Source organism: Pseudomonas sp. Ant30-3, assembly GCF_000690905.1.
In the GTDB taxonomy this organism is placed as follows: Bacteria; Pseudomonadota; Gammaproteobacteria; order Pseudomonadales; family Pseudomonadaceae; genus Aquipseudomonas.
Map to the genome: position 1 here is coordinate 43,356 of NZ_JMCL01000039.1, position 14,101 is coordinate 57,456.

Genomic DNA, 14,101 nt, shown 5'->3' on the forward strand with positions numbered 1-14,101 from the left:
TTGGCTGCCAAGAAAAAACCTGCACCCAAGCGTGGCGCCAGCCGTTACCAAGCTCCTGCAAAGCAACCGATCCCGGGTTGGCTGTGGATGGCGATCGGCCTGACGGTCGGTGCGTTCCTCGTGTTCCTGATGAAGCTGGAGCCGGGCAAGGGCAGCGAAAGCGTCAAGCGCGAGAAAATCGAGCAGCAGAAAGCGAGCAAGATCGCCGAGGCCAACAAGACGCCGCCGAGCCCGACGCAACCGGTGAAACCGAAGTACGACTTCTACACCTTGCTGCCGGAATCGGAAGTCATCGTGCCAGCGGATGCCGTGCCGGAGAAAACCCCGCCGACACCGGCCGTACCGACCACACCGGTGACGCCTGCGGAAGCGGCGAAAATCGACACCGCCCGTGCCCAGGCAGCCCTGGCCGGTATCACGCCGCCACCGGCCCCGCCTGTAGCGAAAGCGGCACCGGTGACCAAGTTTTTCCTGCAGGCCGGTTCGTTCCGCAAAGAGGCGGATGCCGACAAGGTTCGCGCACAGATCATTCTATTGGGCCAGGCGGTGGCGGTTGAGTCCGGAACGGTCAAGGACGAGACGTGGTATCGGGTGCTGGTCGGACCATTCAGCAACCGTGAGCAGTTGACCACGGCGCAGAAACAGCTGGCCGGCGCGGGCTTCAGCAATCTTTTGCTACAACAACGCCAGAATCGCTGACTGATATTGCTGGCCACCCAAATCTGAGGTGAGCCACAAATCTGCGGTGAGCCACAAATCTGCGGTGAGCCACAACCCTGTGGTGATCCACAACCCTGTGGTGAGGGGATTTATCCCCGTTCGGCTGCGAAGCAGTCGTAAAACCGTTGTTCGCGGTGTATCTGATACGCCGCGATCGCAGCTTCCAGGGCCGCTTCGCGACCCAACGGGGATAAATCCCCTCGCCACAGGTCACCACTCGCCATTCGTCCCCTCTCCCGCCCCGCAGTTGAAAAATGCGTCACCACCCCCATATGAGTTGGCATAAGGCATTTTCGCCCCGCTGCGTGGAGACTCTCCCTTGACCACCATCGTTTCAGTTCGCCGCCACGGCAAAGTCGTCATGGGCGGCGACGGCCAGGTTTCTCTCGGCAATACCGTGATGAAAGGCAACGCGAAGAAAGTTCGTCGCCTGTACCACGGGCAAGTCATCGCCGGGTTTGCCGGGGCCACCGCTGACGCCTTCACCCTTTTTGAACGCTTTGAAGGCCAGCTCGAAAAACATCAGGGCCACCTCGTGCGCGCCGCCGTCGAACTCGCCAAAGAATGGCGCACCGATCGCTCCCTCAGCCGCCTCGAAGCCATGCTCGCCGTCGCCAACAAAGACGCCTCGCTGATCATCACCGGTAACGGCGACGTCGTGGAGCCTGAAGAAGGCCTGATCGCCATGGGTTCCGGCGGCGGCTACGCTCAAGCGGCTGCCAGCGCGCTGCTCAAGCGTACCGATCTGTCGGCCCGGGACATTGTCGAAACCGCGCTCGGCATCGCCGGCGACATCTGCGTATTCACCAACCATACCTTTACCATTGAGGAGCAGGACCTCGCAGAACAAGCCTGATTCGGCGTTAACGCCACGGCTCACTTTTGCTTGAGGACCGCAAATATTATGTCCATGACTCCCCGTGAAATCGTCCATGAACTCAATCGCCATATCATCGGCCAGGACGATGCCAAGCGCGCCGTCGCCATCGCGCTGCGTAACCGCTGGCGCCGGATGCAACTGCCGGAAGAACTGCGCGTAGAAGTTACGCCGAAGAACATTCTGATGATCGGCCCGACCGGTGTCGGTAAAACCGAAATTGCCCGTCGATTGGCGAAGCTGGCCAACGCGCCGTTCATCAAAGTCGAAGCAACCAAATTCACCGAAGTCGGCTACGTCGGTCGCGACGTCGAATCGATCATTCGCGATCTGGCTGACGCGGCGATCAAACTGTTTCGTGAGCAGGAAATCACCAAGGTTCGCCATCGCGCGGAAGATGCCGCTGAAGAGCGCATCCTCGATGCGTTGCTGCCGCCTGCACGCATGGGCTTCAACAACGAAGACGCCGGGTCTTCAGCCGATTCCAACACTCGCCAACTGTTCCGCAAGCGTCTGCGCGAAGGGCAGCTGGACGACAAGGAAATCGAAATCGAAGTCGCCGAAATGGCCGGCGTCGATATCTCCGCGCCGCCTGGTATGGAAGAAATGACCAACCAGTTGCAGAGCCTGTTCGCCAACATGGGCAAGGGCAAACGCAAGAGCCGCAAACTCAAGGTCAAGGAAGCGCTGAAGCTGGTACGCGAGGAAGAAGCCGGGCGCCTGGTCAATGAAGAAGAGTTGAAGGCCCGAGCGCTGGAAGCGGTCGAACAGCACGGCATCGTGTTCATCGACGAAATCGACAAAGTGGCCAAGCGCGGCAATGTCGGCGGCGCCGATGTGTCCCGTGAAGGCGTGCAGCGCGACTTGCTGCCGCTGATCGAGGGCTGCACGGTCAACACCAAACTGGGCATGGTCAAGACCGACCACATCCTGTTCATCGCCTCCGGTGCTTTCCACTTGAGCAAGCCGAGCGACCTGGTGCCCGAACTGCAAGGTCGCCTGCCGATTCGTGTCGAACTCAAGGCGCTGACCCCGGGCGACTTCGAACGCATTCTCAGCGAGCCACACGCGTCGCTCACCGAGCAATATTGTGCGCTGCTGAAAACCGAAGGCCTGACCATCGAATTCAAGCCGGACGGCATCAAGCGCATTGCCGAGATCGCCTGGCAGGTCAACGAAAAGACCGAGAACATCGGTGCCCGTCGTCTGCACACCCTGCTTGAGCGTCTGCTGGAAGAGGTGTCTTTCAGTGCAGGTGATCTGGCCAGCGCGCATGACGAGAAAGCGATCATGATCGACGCTGAGTACGTCAACAGCCACCTGGGTGAATTGGCACAGAACGAAGACCTGTCCCGTTATATCCTGTAAGCCATACTTACAGGCGAACGCGGAATTTGTGGGAGCGGGCTTGCTCGCGAATGCGGTATGTCATGCAGCATTGATGCTGACTGGCACACCGCTTCGCGAGCAAGCCCGCTCCCACATTGAGCTGCGGTCTTTCAGACGGAATGCATTCATGACCCAACTGCCCACCGACATCAAGCTGCACAAAGCTTCGAAAACCCTCTCGCTGAAATACGCGTCCGGCGAGGAACATCACCTGCCCGCCGAATTTCTGCGCGTGCATTCTCCCTCCGCCGAGGTCCAGGGCCACGGCAAACCCATCCTGCAATTTGGCAAGATCGGCGTCGGTCTGACCAAGGTCGAACCGGCCGGTCAGTACGCGCTGAAACTGACTTTCGACGACGGTCACGACAGTGGCCTGTTCACTTGGGAATACCTCTACCAGTTGGGCGTGCGTCAGGATGATCTGTGGAACGATTATCTTGCTGAACTGAAAGCCGCCGGAAAGACCCGCGATCCGAACGAGTCGATCGTCAAGCTGATGCTCTAACTCGAGCTTCTTGCCCATTAGGGCGCATTTTCTAACTCCATTTGCTTGAATGCCTGACCGCGAGGGCAGTCATCAGCCTGCTTGCGAAAAAAAACAAACTCGGGTAACCAATGGAGCTGGCAAGTTCCCTGCAGTGCTCTCTGAACTGAAAAGCAGCGGCAGAATCAACGGTCACCCCGAGCAGTAGTACCTGGCATTGGCTGTGTGACTACATGGCTGGATCCGGTACTCGTCTCAGGACAATGGAGCGTCGTAGATGAGTAAACAGAATAACGATGACTTGAAGTATCAGGCCTCGGAAAACACTCTCGGGCTGAATCCTGTCGTTGGGCTACGTGGAAAGGATCTACTGGCGTCTGCTCGGATGGTGCTCAGGCAAGCCATCAAACAACCGATTCACAGTGCCAGGCATGTTGCACATTTTGGCCTGGAACTGAAGAACGTGCTGTTCGGTAAATCCGAACTGCAACCCGCAAGCGATGATCGACGCTTTGCCGATCCGGCCTGGAGCCAGAACCCGCTCTACAAACGTTATCTGCAAACGTATCTGGCGTGGCGCAAGGAGCTTCACGAATGGGTCGACGACAGTAACCTGCCGCCCAAGGATGTCGCGCGCGGACACTTCGTGATCAACCTCATGACTGAAGCCATGGCCCCGACCAATAGCGCGGCGAACCCGGCAGCGCTCAAACGCTTTTTTGAAACCGGCGGCAAGAGCCTGCTCGACGGCCTCTCGCACCTTGCCAAAGACCTGGTGCACAACGGCGGCATGCCCAGCCAGGTGAACATGGGCGCCTTCGAAGTCGGCAAGAGTCTCGGTGTGACCGAGGGCGCAGTGGTATTTCGCAACGACGTGCTGGAGCTGATCCAGTATCGCCCGATCACTGAGCAAGTGCATGAACGGCCCTTGCTGGTGGTACCGCCGCAAATCAACAAATTTTATGTATTCGATCTGAGCCCGGATAAAAGCCTGGCGCGCTTCTGCCTGCGCAACAACGTACAGACGTTCATCGTCAGCTGGCGCAACCCGACCAAGGAGCAGCGCGAGTGGGGGCTTTCCACCTACATCGAAGCGCTCAAGGAAGCGGTCGACGTGGTCACCGCGATCACCGGCAGCAAAGACGTGAACATGCTCGGCGCGTGCTCCGGCGGCATCACCTGCACCGCCCTGCTCGGCCATTACGCGGCGATCGGCGAGAACAAAGTCAACGCCCTCACGCTGCTGGTCAGTGTGCTCGACACTACGCTGGACAGCGACGTTGCGTTGTTCGTCGACGAGCAGACCCTGGAGGCGGCCAAGCGCCACTCCTATCAGGCCGGGGTGCTGGAAGGGCGCGACATGGCGAAAGTGTTTGCCTGGATGCGTCCCAACGACCTGATCTGGAATTACTGGGTTAACAACTACCTGCTCGGCAATGAGCCGCCGGTGTTCGACATCCTGTTCTGGAACAACGACACCACCCGGTTGCCCGCCGCGTTCCACGGCGACCTGATCGAGATGTTCAAAAACAATCCGTTGATCCGCCCCAATGCACTGGAAGTGTGCGGCACCGCGATCGACCTGAAGCAGGTCACGGCGGACATCTTCTCTCTGGCCGGCACCAACGATCACATCACACCGTGGAAATCCTGCTACAAGTCCGCGCAATTGTTTGGCGGCAACGTCGAGTTTGTGCTGTCCAGCAGCGGACATATCCAAAGCATTCTGAACCCGCCGGGCAACCCGAAGTCACGGTATATGACCAGCAGCGAAATGCCGGTCAAGGCCGAGGACTGGCAGGAAAACTCCACCAAGCACACTGACTCCTGGTGGCTGCACTGGCAGGCATGGCAAGCGGAACGTTCGGGCAACCTGAAGAAGGCGCCGACGAAACTGGGCAACAAGACTTACACGGTCGGCGAAGCTGCGCCGGGCACTTATGTACATGAGCGGTAACTGACACCTCGACCCGATGTGGGAGCGGGCTTGCTCGCGAAAGCGCTTCATCATTCAGCATTGATGTTGGCTGACCTGACGCATTCGCGAGCAAGCCCGCTCCCACAGGGGGTTTGGGCTGAATTCACCCACAGGGCCTGAAGCATGCCGCAACCGTTCATTTTTCGTACCGTCGACCTGGATGGCCAGACCCTCCGCACGGCGGTGCGCCCCGGCAAGCCTCATTTGACGCCCTTGCTGATTTTCAACGGCATCGGCGCCAACCTGGAGCTGGTGTTTCCATTTGTCGCAGCGCTGGACCCGGACCTCGAAGTCATTGCCTTCGACGTTCCCGGGGTTGGCGGCTCGTCGACGCCGAATCGACCGTATCGTTTTCCGGGCCTGGCCAAACTCACGGCGCGGATGCTCGACTACCTCGACTACGGCCAGGTCAACGTGATCGGCGTGTCGTGGGGTGGCGCCCTCGCCCAGCAGTTTGCCTACGACTATCCCGAGCGCTGTAAAAAACTGGTGCTCGCGGCCACGGCGGCGGGCGCGGTGATGGTGCCAGGCAAGCCGAAAGTCCTGTGGATGATGGCCAGCCCTCGCCGTTACATTCAGCCGTCCCACGTGATTCGCATTGCGCCGATGATCTACGGCGGCGCGTTCCGTCGCGATCCGACCCTCGCCGCCCGGCACGCGGCGAAAGTGCGCTCGGCGGGCAAACTCGGCTACTACTGGCAACTGTTCGCCGGCCTTGGCTGGACCAGCATTCACTGGCTGCACAAGATCAATCAGCCGACGCTAGTGCTCGCCGGCGACGACGATCCGCTGATCCCGCTGATCAACATGCGCGTGCTGGCCTGGCGCATTCCCAACGCTGAGCTACACATCATTGATGACGGCCACCTGTTCCTGATCACCCGGGCCGAAGCGGTTGCTCCGATCATCATGCGATTCCTTCAGGAAGAACGGCAGCGCGCCGTGATGCATCCACACCCGGCACCACTGGGCAGTTAATCAACCCGTCATCGGTTCGGCAGGAAGCCGCACCGCGCAACAACCCGTTACAGCGTCTATGGTGTTCTGGTTCGGTGTGTTTGTTTTTTGCCTGAAGACGAAGGAGTGTTGAGTCATGCGCGACAGACCCGCAAGGGAGTCTCTAACGACGCCCGCCACGTATATCAATGCTCAGACTGCGATCACCGGTGTGCGTGGCCAGGATATGTTGTCGACGCTGCGCAGCGTCGCCGCCCATGGTTTGCGCAACCCGCTGCACACCGCTCGTCACGCCTTGAAACTCGGCGGTCAATTGGGTCGAGTCCTGCTCGGTGAAACCCTGCACCCGACCAATCCGCAGGACAGCCGCTTTGCCGACCCGGCGTGGAGCCTTAATCCGTTCTATCGTCGTAGCCTGCAGGCCTACCTGGCTTGGCAAAAGCAGGTAAAAAACTGGATCGACGAAAGCGACATGCCCCCGGATGACCGGGCTCGCGCGCATTTTGCTTTCTCCTTGCTCAACGACGCCATGGCACCGTCCAACACCTTGCTCAATCCGTTGGCGGTGAAAGAGATCTTCAACTCCGGCGGCAACAGCCTGGTGCGCGGCGTCAGCCACCTACTGGACGATTTTTTGCACAACGACGGCCTGCCCCGGCAGGTCAGCAAGCAAGCCTTCGAAGTCGGCAAAACAGTGGCAACCACGCCGGGCTCCGTGGTGTTTCGCAATGAAATGCTCGAGCTGATCCAGTACAAGCCGATGAGCGAAAAGCAGTATTCAAAACCCTTGTTGATCGTGCCGCCGCAGATCAACAAGTACTACATTTTTGATTTGAGCCCGCACAACAGCTTCATCCAGTACGCCCTGAAAAACGGCCTGCAAACCTTCGTGATCAGCTGGCGCAACCCGGACATTCGTCACCGCGAGTGGGGGCTGTCGACTTACGTAGCGGCCGCCGAAGAAGCGATGAATGTGTGCCGGGCGATCACCGGCGCCCGCGAGGTCAACCTGATGGGTGCCTGCGCCGGAGGTCTGACCATCGCCGCACTGCAGGGACATTTGCAAGCCAAGCGGCAGCAACGACGGGTGTCCAGCGCAACGTACCTGGTGAGCCTGCTCGATAGCCAGATGGACACGCCGGCGAGCCTGTTCGCCGATGAGCAAACGCTGGAGGCGGCCAAACGTCGCTCGTATCAGAAAGGCGTGCTCGACGGTCGGGACATGGCCAAGGTGTTCGCCTGGATGCGCCCCAACGATTTGATCTGGAGTTATTTCGTCAATAACTACTTGCTGGGCAAGGAGCCACCAGCGTTCGACATCCTCTACTGGAACAACGACAACACGCGCTTGCCCGCCGCCCTGCATGGCGACCTGCTGGACTTCTTCAAGCACAACCCGCTGAGCCATCCGGGCGGTCTCGAAGTGTGCGGTACGTCAATCGACTTGCAGAAAGTCACGGTGGACAGTTTCAGCGTCGCCGGCATGAACGATCACATCACGCCTTGGGATGCGGTGTATCGCTCCACCTTGCTGCTCGGTGGTGAGCGGCGCTTCGTGCTGTCCAACAGCGGCCACGTGCAGAGCATCCTCAACCCGCCGTCTAACCCGAAAGCCACATATATCGAAGGCGCGAAACTCAGCAGCGACCCACGCGCCTGGTATTTCGACGCCAAGCCTGTCGAGGGCAGTTGGTGGCCGCAATGGCTGAGCTGGGTTCAAGAACGTTCGGGTGCGCAAAAACCGACGCACATGGCGCTTGGCAATCAGAACTATCCACCGATGGAAGCGGCGCCCGGTACTTACGTGCGGGTCCGCTGACGTGCAACAAACCATTAAGAAGACTGGATGAAAACACGCGACCGGATTCTCGAATGTGCTTTGCAATTGTTCAATCACAAGGGCGAACCGAACGTCTCCACTATGGAAGTTGCCAACGAAATGGGGATCAGCCCGGGCAACCTTTACTATCACTTTCACGGCAAAGAGCCGTTGATTCTCGGGCTGTTCGAACGCTTTCAGGCGGAACTGGCGCCACTGCTGGATCCACCCCCGGATGTTGAACTGGCCCCGGAAGATTACTGGCTGTTTTTGCATCTGATCGTGGAACGGCTGGCTCAGTACCGGTTCCTGTTTCAGGACCTGTCGAACCTGGCGGGCCGTTTGCCGAAACTGGCGAAAGGGATTCGCAATCTGCTCAATGCGCTGAAACGTACGCTGGCGTCATTGCTGGCACGGTTGCAGGCTCGGGGGCAACTGGTCAGCGACACTCAGGCGTTGGGGCAACTGGTGGAGCAGATCACCTTGACGCTGCTGTTTTCGCTGGATTATCAGCGGATTCTGGGGCGTCAAGGCGAAGTGAGGCTGGTGGTGTATCAGATCATGATGCTGGTGGCGCCGCATCTGTTGCCAGCGGTGAAGGCGGCGACTGAGCAATTGGCCTTGCAGTATCTGGAAGAGCACGACTGACGGGAACATCACTACCCCCTGTAGGAGCTGTCGAGTGAAACGAGGCTGCGATCTTTTGACCGTGACAATCAAAAGATCGCAGCCTTCGGCAGCTCCGACATTGATGGCGTGGTTCAAAAAAAAAACGCCCAACCTTCACAGGCCGGGCGTTTTTTTTGCCCTGAAAAATCAGGACTGACTGGTTGGCGTCGACGGAGTCGATGTCGAATTCGCAGTCGGGCTTGCAGCTGTGGTCGGCGCAGCAGCCGAGTTGGTGGTGCTGGCCGAAGTGGCCGAGGCGGCCGCCGCCGGTTTTGCTGCTGCAGCTTTTGGTGCTGTGGGTTTTTTCGCCGCGGGCTTTTTCGCTGTAGCAGGTTTTGCTGCCGGCTTGCTCGCCGGTTTCGCCGCTGCAGTTTTCGCAGCAGGCTTGGCGGCTGCAGGCTTGGCAGCTGCTTTCGTCGCTGGCTTGGGTGTCGCTTTTGCTGCGACCGATTTGGCAGCTGACTTGGCTGCCGGTTTCGCTGCAGCGGTTTTGGAAGCAACAGTCTTGGTCGCGGTTTTCGCTGCAGAGGCTGCCTTCGCGGCAGTCTTGGCAACCGGTTTGGCGACAGCCTTGGCCAACGGCTTGGCAGCTGCTTTGGTTGCAGGTTTGGCTGCAGTGGTCTTCGACGCAACAGGCGCAACCTTGGCACCGGTGAGTTTCTCGATCTGCCGGGTCAGGGTATCAACCTTGCTGTGCAGGGCTTTGACTTCATTGCGGCTCGGAACGCCCAGGCGCGAAATGGCGCTGTTCAGACGCTTGTCGAACGCGCCTTCGAGCTCATCCCACTTGCCCATTGCGCGATCTTTCACGCCGCTCATGCGCGACTTGGCCGACGTTGCAGAATCTTTAGCGGAATCAACTTTATCGCCGACTGCGTTCTTGGCCAGTTTCTCGGCCTTCTCGCCGTCCTTAACCAATGTATCGAAGAGCTTGCTGCCGTCAGTGTCGATCTTCGAGTACACGCCTAAACCAGCCAGCCAGATTTTGCGGGAATAGTCTTCGACTTTCCCAATCCACGAGCTGCCTTCTTTATCTGTGTTCTTTTTACCAGCCATCCCGTTCTCCTTAAGATTTACGCGCGACGCGTTCGAGCAATGCCGTCAGTTCATCGAGCTTAGCAGAGAGTGTCTCCACGTCATGTTTAGACGGAATGCCGATACGATTCAAGGCAGTTGCAACACGCGAGTCAAATGCCTTCTCGACCTTGTCGAGTTGAACTTCGACCTTGCCCTTGAAAGTACTCACTTCACTCTTCGCGTCATCGATCTCGGCGTTAGCGGCTTCAAGTTTTTCAGCCACTACTTTTTTGCCTTCCTTTTCAACAGTTTGACCAGCCTTGATCAACTCCTGGAAGTACTCGCTGCCCTCTTGGCCGACCTTGGTGTAAGCGCCCAGGCCTGCCAGCCAGATCTTGCGGGCATAGGATTTGACGTCGCTTCGAGCAGTGGTCGATGCGTCGATTTTTTTCTTCAAAATAACTTTGGCCATGGTGCACCTCACGCGCAGAAGGATTGAGGAACTGCCCGTGAAAGTGTCGGGCTCAGGCACAAAGTAGGGGGAATAATTAGAAACGGCACCCTAACAACTGACGTGAACGGTGGGTGCACCGCAAAACAAATGTAGGAGTGAGCCTGCTCGCGATAGCGGTGTGTCAGTCAACATTGATGTCGGCTAATACACCGATATCGCGAGCAGGCTCACTCCTACAGAGGGGAGCGCATTTTAATTGGAGATCAGACCAACGCTTTATCCAGGGCCTTCTCGATCTCGGCTTTGATCATGCCGCTCATGGCCGACATCATCAGGCCCAGTTCCACATCGACGCGGATCAAATCATCGCTGACATGCACCGCGCCCTTGACGCCCGAGCGCTTGAGGTTCAGCACGTCACCGGACCATTGCGGCTCCAGGCCGTATTGCTCGGAGAGTTTCTGCGCCAACTTGTCGGCCTTCTCGCGGGCCGCTTCCTTGCCCAGGTCGTGAGTACGTTCAACACTGATACGGGCCATTGCATGACTCCTGCTAAATAAATACTTCCTGAGCATCTTGACCGCCACTGCGGCAAAACGTCCCGGTGGTTGCCTATCTTACCTTCAGCCTTGCCAAGACAAAGCAGGCCACCGGGATTAGAATGTCCCGCATTCTCTTTTGGTGACAGCGATATGACTGATCAGCGCAAAGGCAGCGATGCCGAACCCACCACTCACTTCGGCTTCAAAAACGTTCCGGAAAGCCAGAAAGCGGAAAAAGTCGCTGAGGTGTTCCACTCCGTCGCCGCCAAATACGACTTGATGAACGACCTCCTGTCGGGCGGCATGCACCGCCTGTGGAAGCGTTTCGCAATCGAATTGTCGGGCGTTCGCACCGGCAACCGGGTGCTGGATATCGCCGGCGGCACGGGCGATCTGACCAAAAAATTCTCGCACCTCGTCGGCCCGACCGGCCAGGTGGTACTGGCTGACATCAACGAATCCATGCTCAAGGTCGGTCGCGACCGTCTGCTGGATCTGGGCGTGGCCGGCAACGTCGAATTCGTTCAGGCCGACGCGGAAAAACTGCCGTTTCCGGACAACCATTTCGACTGCGTGACCATCGCCTTCGGCCTGCGCAACGTAACGCACAAGGAAGACGCCCTGCGTTCCATGCTGCGCGTACTCAAGCCGGGCGGCCGCCTGCTGGTGCTGGAGTTCTCCAAACCAACCAACGCGCTGATGTCCAAAGCCTACGACGCCTATTCGTTCGCCTTCATGCCCTTGATGGGCAAGCTGATCACCAACGACTCGGAAAGCTACCGCTACCTGGCCGAATCGATCCGCATGCACCCGAACCAGGAAACCTTGAAGTCGATGATGGTCGAGGCCGGTTTCGACCGCGTCACGTACCACAACATGACCGCAGGCATTGTCGCCTTGCACCGCGGCATCAAGCCCTGATGTTGCTGGCCGGGCTGCTCGCCAGCGTTGAACTCGGTGTAAACCGCGTGCTGCGTCTCGACAGTACCGCGCTGCCGCGGCTGGCGCATTTGAGCGGCAAAGTGATTGCCGTCGAATGCCGCAGCCCGGCGCTCCACGTCTTCATCCTGCCGAGCGATGAAGGCCTGATGCTCGCCTCGCAGTGGGAGTCGGGCGCCGATTGCACACTGCGCGCCCCGGCCGCGAGCCTGTTGAAACTGGCGATGAGCAAAGACAAGACCGCCGTCCTGCATGGCCCGGAAGTCGAACTCGATGGCGACAGCGGCGTGCTCCTGGAGCTGGCGGCCATTCTTCAGGACCTCGAGCTGGACTGGGAGTACGAACTCTCGCGCTGGCTCGGCCCGATCGCTACACCTCTGGTGGGCGGTCACCTGCGCAGCCGCGCTCGCTGGTATCAGCAGGGTTTTACCGCCCTCGGCCAGAACCTCGGCGAATACCTGGCCGAAGAGTCGCGCACCCTGGTGGGCCAGCGCGAAGCCGAAGCCCGTTTCAGTGAACTGGACCAGATCAAACTCGATCTGGAACGTCTCGAGGCGCGCTTCGAGCGCCTTTCCCGATCCCTCGACCCAAGCGATAACGCATGAAGCTGCTTGCCGTCCGCCGTTTGTTGCGCATTCAGCGCGTTGTGATCCGCTACCGCCTCGACGACTTGCTGTTCGCGTTGCCGTTGCCGTGGTTCCTGCTGGCGCTGCGCTATGCACTGCCGTGGCGCTGGTTTCCGCGCAAAACGCTGGAGCTCAGCCGCGGTGCGCGCCTGCGCCTGGCTTTGCAGGACCTCGGGCCGATCTTCATCAAGTTCGGGCAGATTCTGTCCACGCGCCGCGACCTGCTCCCCGAAGACATCGCCGATGAACTGATGATGTTGCAAGACCGCGTGCCGCCGTTCGATTCGCAAGTGTCCATCAGGCTGATCGAAGAACAACTGGGCAAAAAGATCAGCGAAGTGTTCAGCCGTTTCGACGTTGAACCACTGGCCTCGGCCTCGGTGGCACAGGTTCACGCGGCGCAGTTGAAAACCGGTGAAGAGGTCGTGGTCAAGGTGATTCGACCGGGCCTGAAACCGATCATCGCGCAGGATCTGGCGTGGCTGTTCATTCTCGCCCGCGCCGCCGAAAAACTTTCAGCCGACGCTCGCCTGCTGCACCCGGTCGACGTGGTGCAGGACTACGAAAAAACCATCTACGACGAACTTGACCTGCTGCGCGAGGCGGCCAACGCCAGCCAGTTGAAGCGCAACTTCGAAGGTTCGCCGCTGCTGTACGTGCCGCAAGTCTATTGGGACTGGTGTCGGCCGAAAGTGTTGGTGATGGAGCGCATCTACGGCATTCAGGTCACCGACCTCGCGACGCTGGCCGATCAACGCACCGACATGAAAATGCTCGCCGAACGCGGCGTGGAGATCTTCTTCACCCAAGTGTTCCGCGACAGCTTTTTCCACGCCGACATGCACCCCGGCAACATCTTCGTCAGTACCGTGAACCCGTGGAGCCCGCAGTACATTGCCATCGATTGCGGCATCGTCGGCAGCCTCACGCCAGAAGATCAGGATTACCTGGCGCGCAACCTGTTTGCGTTCTTCAAGCGTGATTACCGGCGCGTCGCGCAATTGCACATCGACTCCGGCTGGGTGCCTGCAGAGACCAAACTCAACGAATTCGAAGCGGCGATCCGCACAGTTTGCGAGCCGATCTTCGAAAAACCGTTAAAAGATATTTCCTTCGGCCAGGTGTTGATGCGCCTGTTCCAGACCGCTCGACGCTTCAACATGGAAGTGCAACCGCAGCTGGTGCTGTTGCAGAAAACCCTGTTGAACATCGAAGGCCTGGGTCGTCAGTTGTACCCGGACCTTGATCTGTGGAACACCGCGCAGCCGTTCCTCGAACGCTGGATGCGCGAGCGCGTCAGCCCGAAAACCTTGCTCGGCAACGTGCAGAGCCAGTTCGAGCAGTTGCCGCACCTGGCCAACATGGCGCGAGACCTGCTCGAACGCATGTCGCAACCGCACGCCTACGACCCGCCACCCCCCTGGCATCGACGCCGTGACGACTGGTTCCTGCGCCTGCTCGGCACCGCGCATCTGGCCGGCGGTGCGGTACTGGCGATCGGCGGCCCGTTGAACGAACTGGCTTACTGGCCGGCGGCAATCATGATGGCGGTGGGTTTGTATCTGGTCGTGCGTCGATAGCCAGTTGTGTGATCCACTGGCACACTGTTTGAACGTTGGGCGCTGCTAAT

The 14,101-nt window shown here is 59.0% G+C and carries 14 protein-coding genes; 11 read left to right on the forward strand and 3 right to left on the reverse strand.

The window, feature by feature from the left end; translation table 11 throughout:
• The 8 genes from DU29_RS0111030 (at window position 1) to DU29_RS0111070 (ending at window position 8,872) form a co-directional block, all read left to right on the forward strand.
• On the forward strand, window positions 1–699 hold the full coding sequence (locus DU29_RS0111030; protein WP_028621756.1) for an SPOR domain-containing protein: 699 nt from the start codon (window positions 1–3) through the stop codon (window positions 697–699).
• 340 nt (window positions 700–1,039) lie between these two features.
• Complete coding sequence (gene hslV / locus DU29_RS0111040; RefSeq protein ID WP_028621757.1) at window positions 1,040–1,576, forward strand: ATP-dependent protease subunit HslV; 537 nt, start codon at window positions 1,040–1,042, stop codon at window positions 1,574–1,576.
• A 48-nt stretch (window positions 1,577–1,624) separates the two neighbouring features.
• Window positions 1,625–2,965 carry an ATP-dependent protease ATPase subunit HslU gene (gene hslU / locus DU29_RS0111045; RefSeq protein WP_028621758.1) on the forward strand — a complete coding sequence of 447 codons (1,341 nt, stop codon included), beginning with the start codon at window positions 1,625–1,627 and terminating at the stop codon, window positions 2,963–2,965.
• A gap of 148 nt (window positions 2,966–3,113) precedes the next feature.
• Window positions 3,114–3,491 (forward strand): gamma-butyrobetaine hydroxylase-like domain-containing protein, encoded by a 378-nt coding sequence (locus DU29_RS0111050; RefSeq protein WP_028621759.1) that lies wholly within the window; start codon window positions 3,114–3,116, stop codon window positions 3,489–3,491.
• 256 nt (window positions 3,492–3,747) lie between these two features.
• Window positions 3,748–5,427, forward strand: a complete 1,680-nt coding sequence (gene phaC, locus DU29_RS0111055) for a class II poly(R)-hydroxyalkanoic acid synthase (protein WP_028621760.1) — start codon at window positions 3,748–3,750, stop codon at window positions 5,425–5,427.
• A gap of 144 nt (window positions 5,428–5,571) precedes the next feature.
• Entirely contained in the window at window positions 5,572–6,426 is an 855-nt protein-coding gene (gene phaZ, locus DU29_RS0111060; protein ID WP_028621761.1) for a poly(3-hydroxyalkanoate) depolymerase, read from the forward strand.
• A gap of 115 nt (window positions 6,427–6,541) precedes the next feature.
• Entirely contained in the window at window positions 6,542–8,224 is a 1,683-nt protein-coding gene (gene phaC, locus DU29_RS0111065; RefSeq protein WP_028621762.1) for a class II poly(R)-hydroxyalkanoic acid synthase, read from the forward strand.
• 27 nt (window positions 8,225–8,251) lie between these two features.
• On the forward strand, window positions 8,252–8,872 hold the full coding sequence (locus DU29_RS0111070; RefSeq protein WP_028621763.1) for a TetR/AcrR family transcriptional regulator: 621 nt from the start codon (window positions 8,252–8,254) through the stop codon (window positions 8,870–8,872).
• A 168-nt stretch (window positions 8,873–9,040) separates the two neighbouring features.
• Here DU29_RS0111070 and DU29_RS0111080 read toward each other — a convergent pair whose 3' ends face one another.
• The 3 genes from DU29_RS0111080 to DU29_RS0111090 form a co-directional block, all read right to left on the reverse strand.
• The gene (locus tag DU29_RS0111080) at window positions 9,041–9,949 is read right to left on the reverse strand and encodes a phasin family protein (protein ID WP_028621764.1); all 909 of its coding nucleotides are present in this window, start codon (window positions 9,947–9,949) and stop codon (window positions 9,041–9,043) included.
• A gap of 10 nt (window positions 9,950–9,959) precedes the next feature.
• Window positions 9,960–10,382 carry a phasin family protein gene (locus tag DU29_RS0111085; RefSeq protein ID WP_028621765.1) on the reverse strand — a complete coding sequence of 141 codons (423 nt, stop codon included), beginning with the start codon at window positions 10,380–10,382 and terminating at the stop codon, window positions 9,960–9,962.
• Window positions 10,383–10,627: 245 nt separating this feature from the next.
• Complete coding sequence (locus DU29_RS0111090; protein ID WP_028621766.1) at window positions 10,628–10,903, reverse strand: polyhydroxyalkanoic acid system family protein; 276 nt, start codon at window positions 10,901–10,903, stop codon at window positions 10,628–10,630.
• 153 nt (window positions 10,904–11,056) lie between these two features.
• On the opposite strand from DU29_RS0111090, the gene ubiE reads away from it, so the two are divergent.
• Genes ubiE through ubiB form a run of 3 tightly spaced genes read left to right on the forward strand, consistent with a single transcriptional unit; the run spans window position 11,057 to window position 14,051 of the window.
• A complete protein-coding gene (ubiE, locus tag DU29_RS0111095) occupies window positions 11,057–11,827 on the forward strand; it encodes a bifunctional demethylmenaquinone methyltransferase/2-methoxy-6-polyprenyl-1,4-benzoquinol methylase UbiE (RefSeq protein ID WP_007948968.1) in 771 nt (256 codons plus the stop codon).
• Window positions 11,827–12,450, forward strand: a complete 624-nt coding sequence (locus tag DU29_RS0111100) for a ubiquinone biosynthesis accessory factor UbiJ (protein WP_028621767.1) — start codon at window positions 11,827–11,829, stop codon at window positions 12,448–12,450. Before ubiE ends, DU29_RS0111100 begins: the two co-directional genes overlap by 1 nt.
• On the forward strand, window positions 12,447–14,051 hold the full coding sequence (gene ubiB, locus DU29_RS0111105) for a ubiquinone biosynthesis regulatory protein kinase UbiB (RefSeq protein ID WP_028621768.1): 1,605 nt from the start codon (window positions 12,447–12,449) through the stop codon (window positions 14,049–14,051). The genes DU29_RS0111100 and ubiB overlap by 4 nt, the downstream gene beginning before the upstream one ends.
• The last annotated feature ends 50 nt before the right edge of the window (window positions 14,052–14,101 follow it).

Bases quoted from the DNA above. Each gene is read 5' to 3' on its own strand.
- hslU (WP_028621758.1), top strand. From the start codon at position 1,625: ATGTCCATGACTCCCCGTGAAATCGTCCATGAACTCAATCGCCATATC.
- DU29_RS0111050 (WP_028621759.1), top strand. From the start codon at position 3,114: ATGACCCAACTGCCCACCGACATCAAGCTGCACAAAGCTTCGAAAACC.
- phaC (WP_028621760.1), top strand. From the start codon at position 3,748: ATGAGTAAACAGAATAACGATGACTTGAAGTATCAGGCCTCGGAAAAC.
- phaZ (WP_028621761.1), top strand. From the start codon at position 5,572: ATGCCGCAACCGTTCATTTTTCGTACCGTCGACCTGGATGGCCAGACC.
- phaC (WP_028621762.1), top strand. From the start codon at position 6,542: ATGCGCGACAGACCCGCAAGGGAGTCTCTAACGACGCCCGCCACGTAT.
- DU29_RS0111070 (WP_028621763.1), top strand. From the start codon at position 8,252: ATGAAAACACGCGACCGGATTCTCGAATGTGCTTTGCAATTGTTCAAT.
- DU29_RS0111080 (WP_028621764.1), bottom strand. From the start codon at position 9,949: ATGGCTGGTAAAAAGAACACAGATAAAGAAGGCAGCTCGTGGATTGGG.
- DU29_RS0111085 (WP_028621765.1), bottom strand. From the start codon at position 10,382: ATGGCCAAAGTTATTTTGAAGAAAAAAATCGACGCATCGACCACTGCT.
- DU29_RS0111090 (WP_028621766.1), bottom strand. From the start codon at position 10,903: ATGGCCCGTATCAGTGTTGAACGTACTCACGACCTGGGCAAGGAAGCG.
- ubiE (WP_007948968.1), top strand. From the start codon at position 11,057: ATGACTGATCAGCGCAAAGGCAGCGATGCCGAACCCACCACTCACTTC.
- DU29_RS0111100 (WP_028621767.1), top strand. From the start codon at position 11,827: ATGTTGCTGGCCGGGCTGCTCGCCAGCGTTGAACTCGGTGTAAACCGC.
- ubiB (WP_028621768.1), top strand. From the start codon at position 12,447: ATGAAGCTGCTTGCCGTCCGCCGTTTGTTGCGCATTCAGCGCGTTGTG.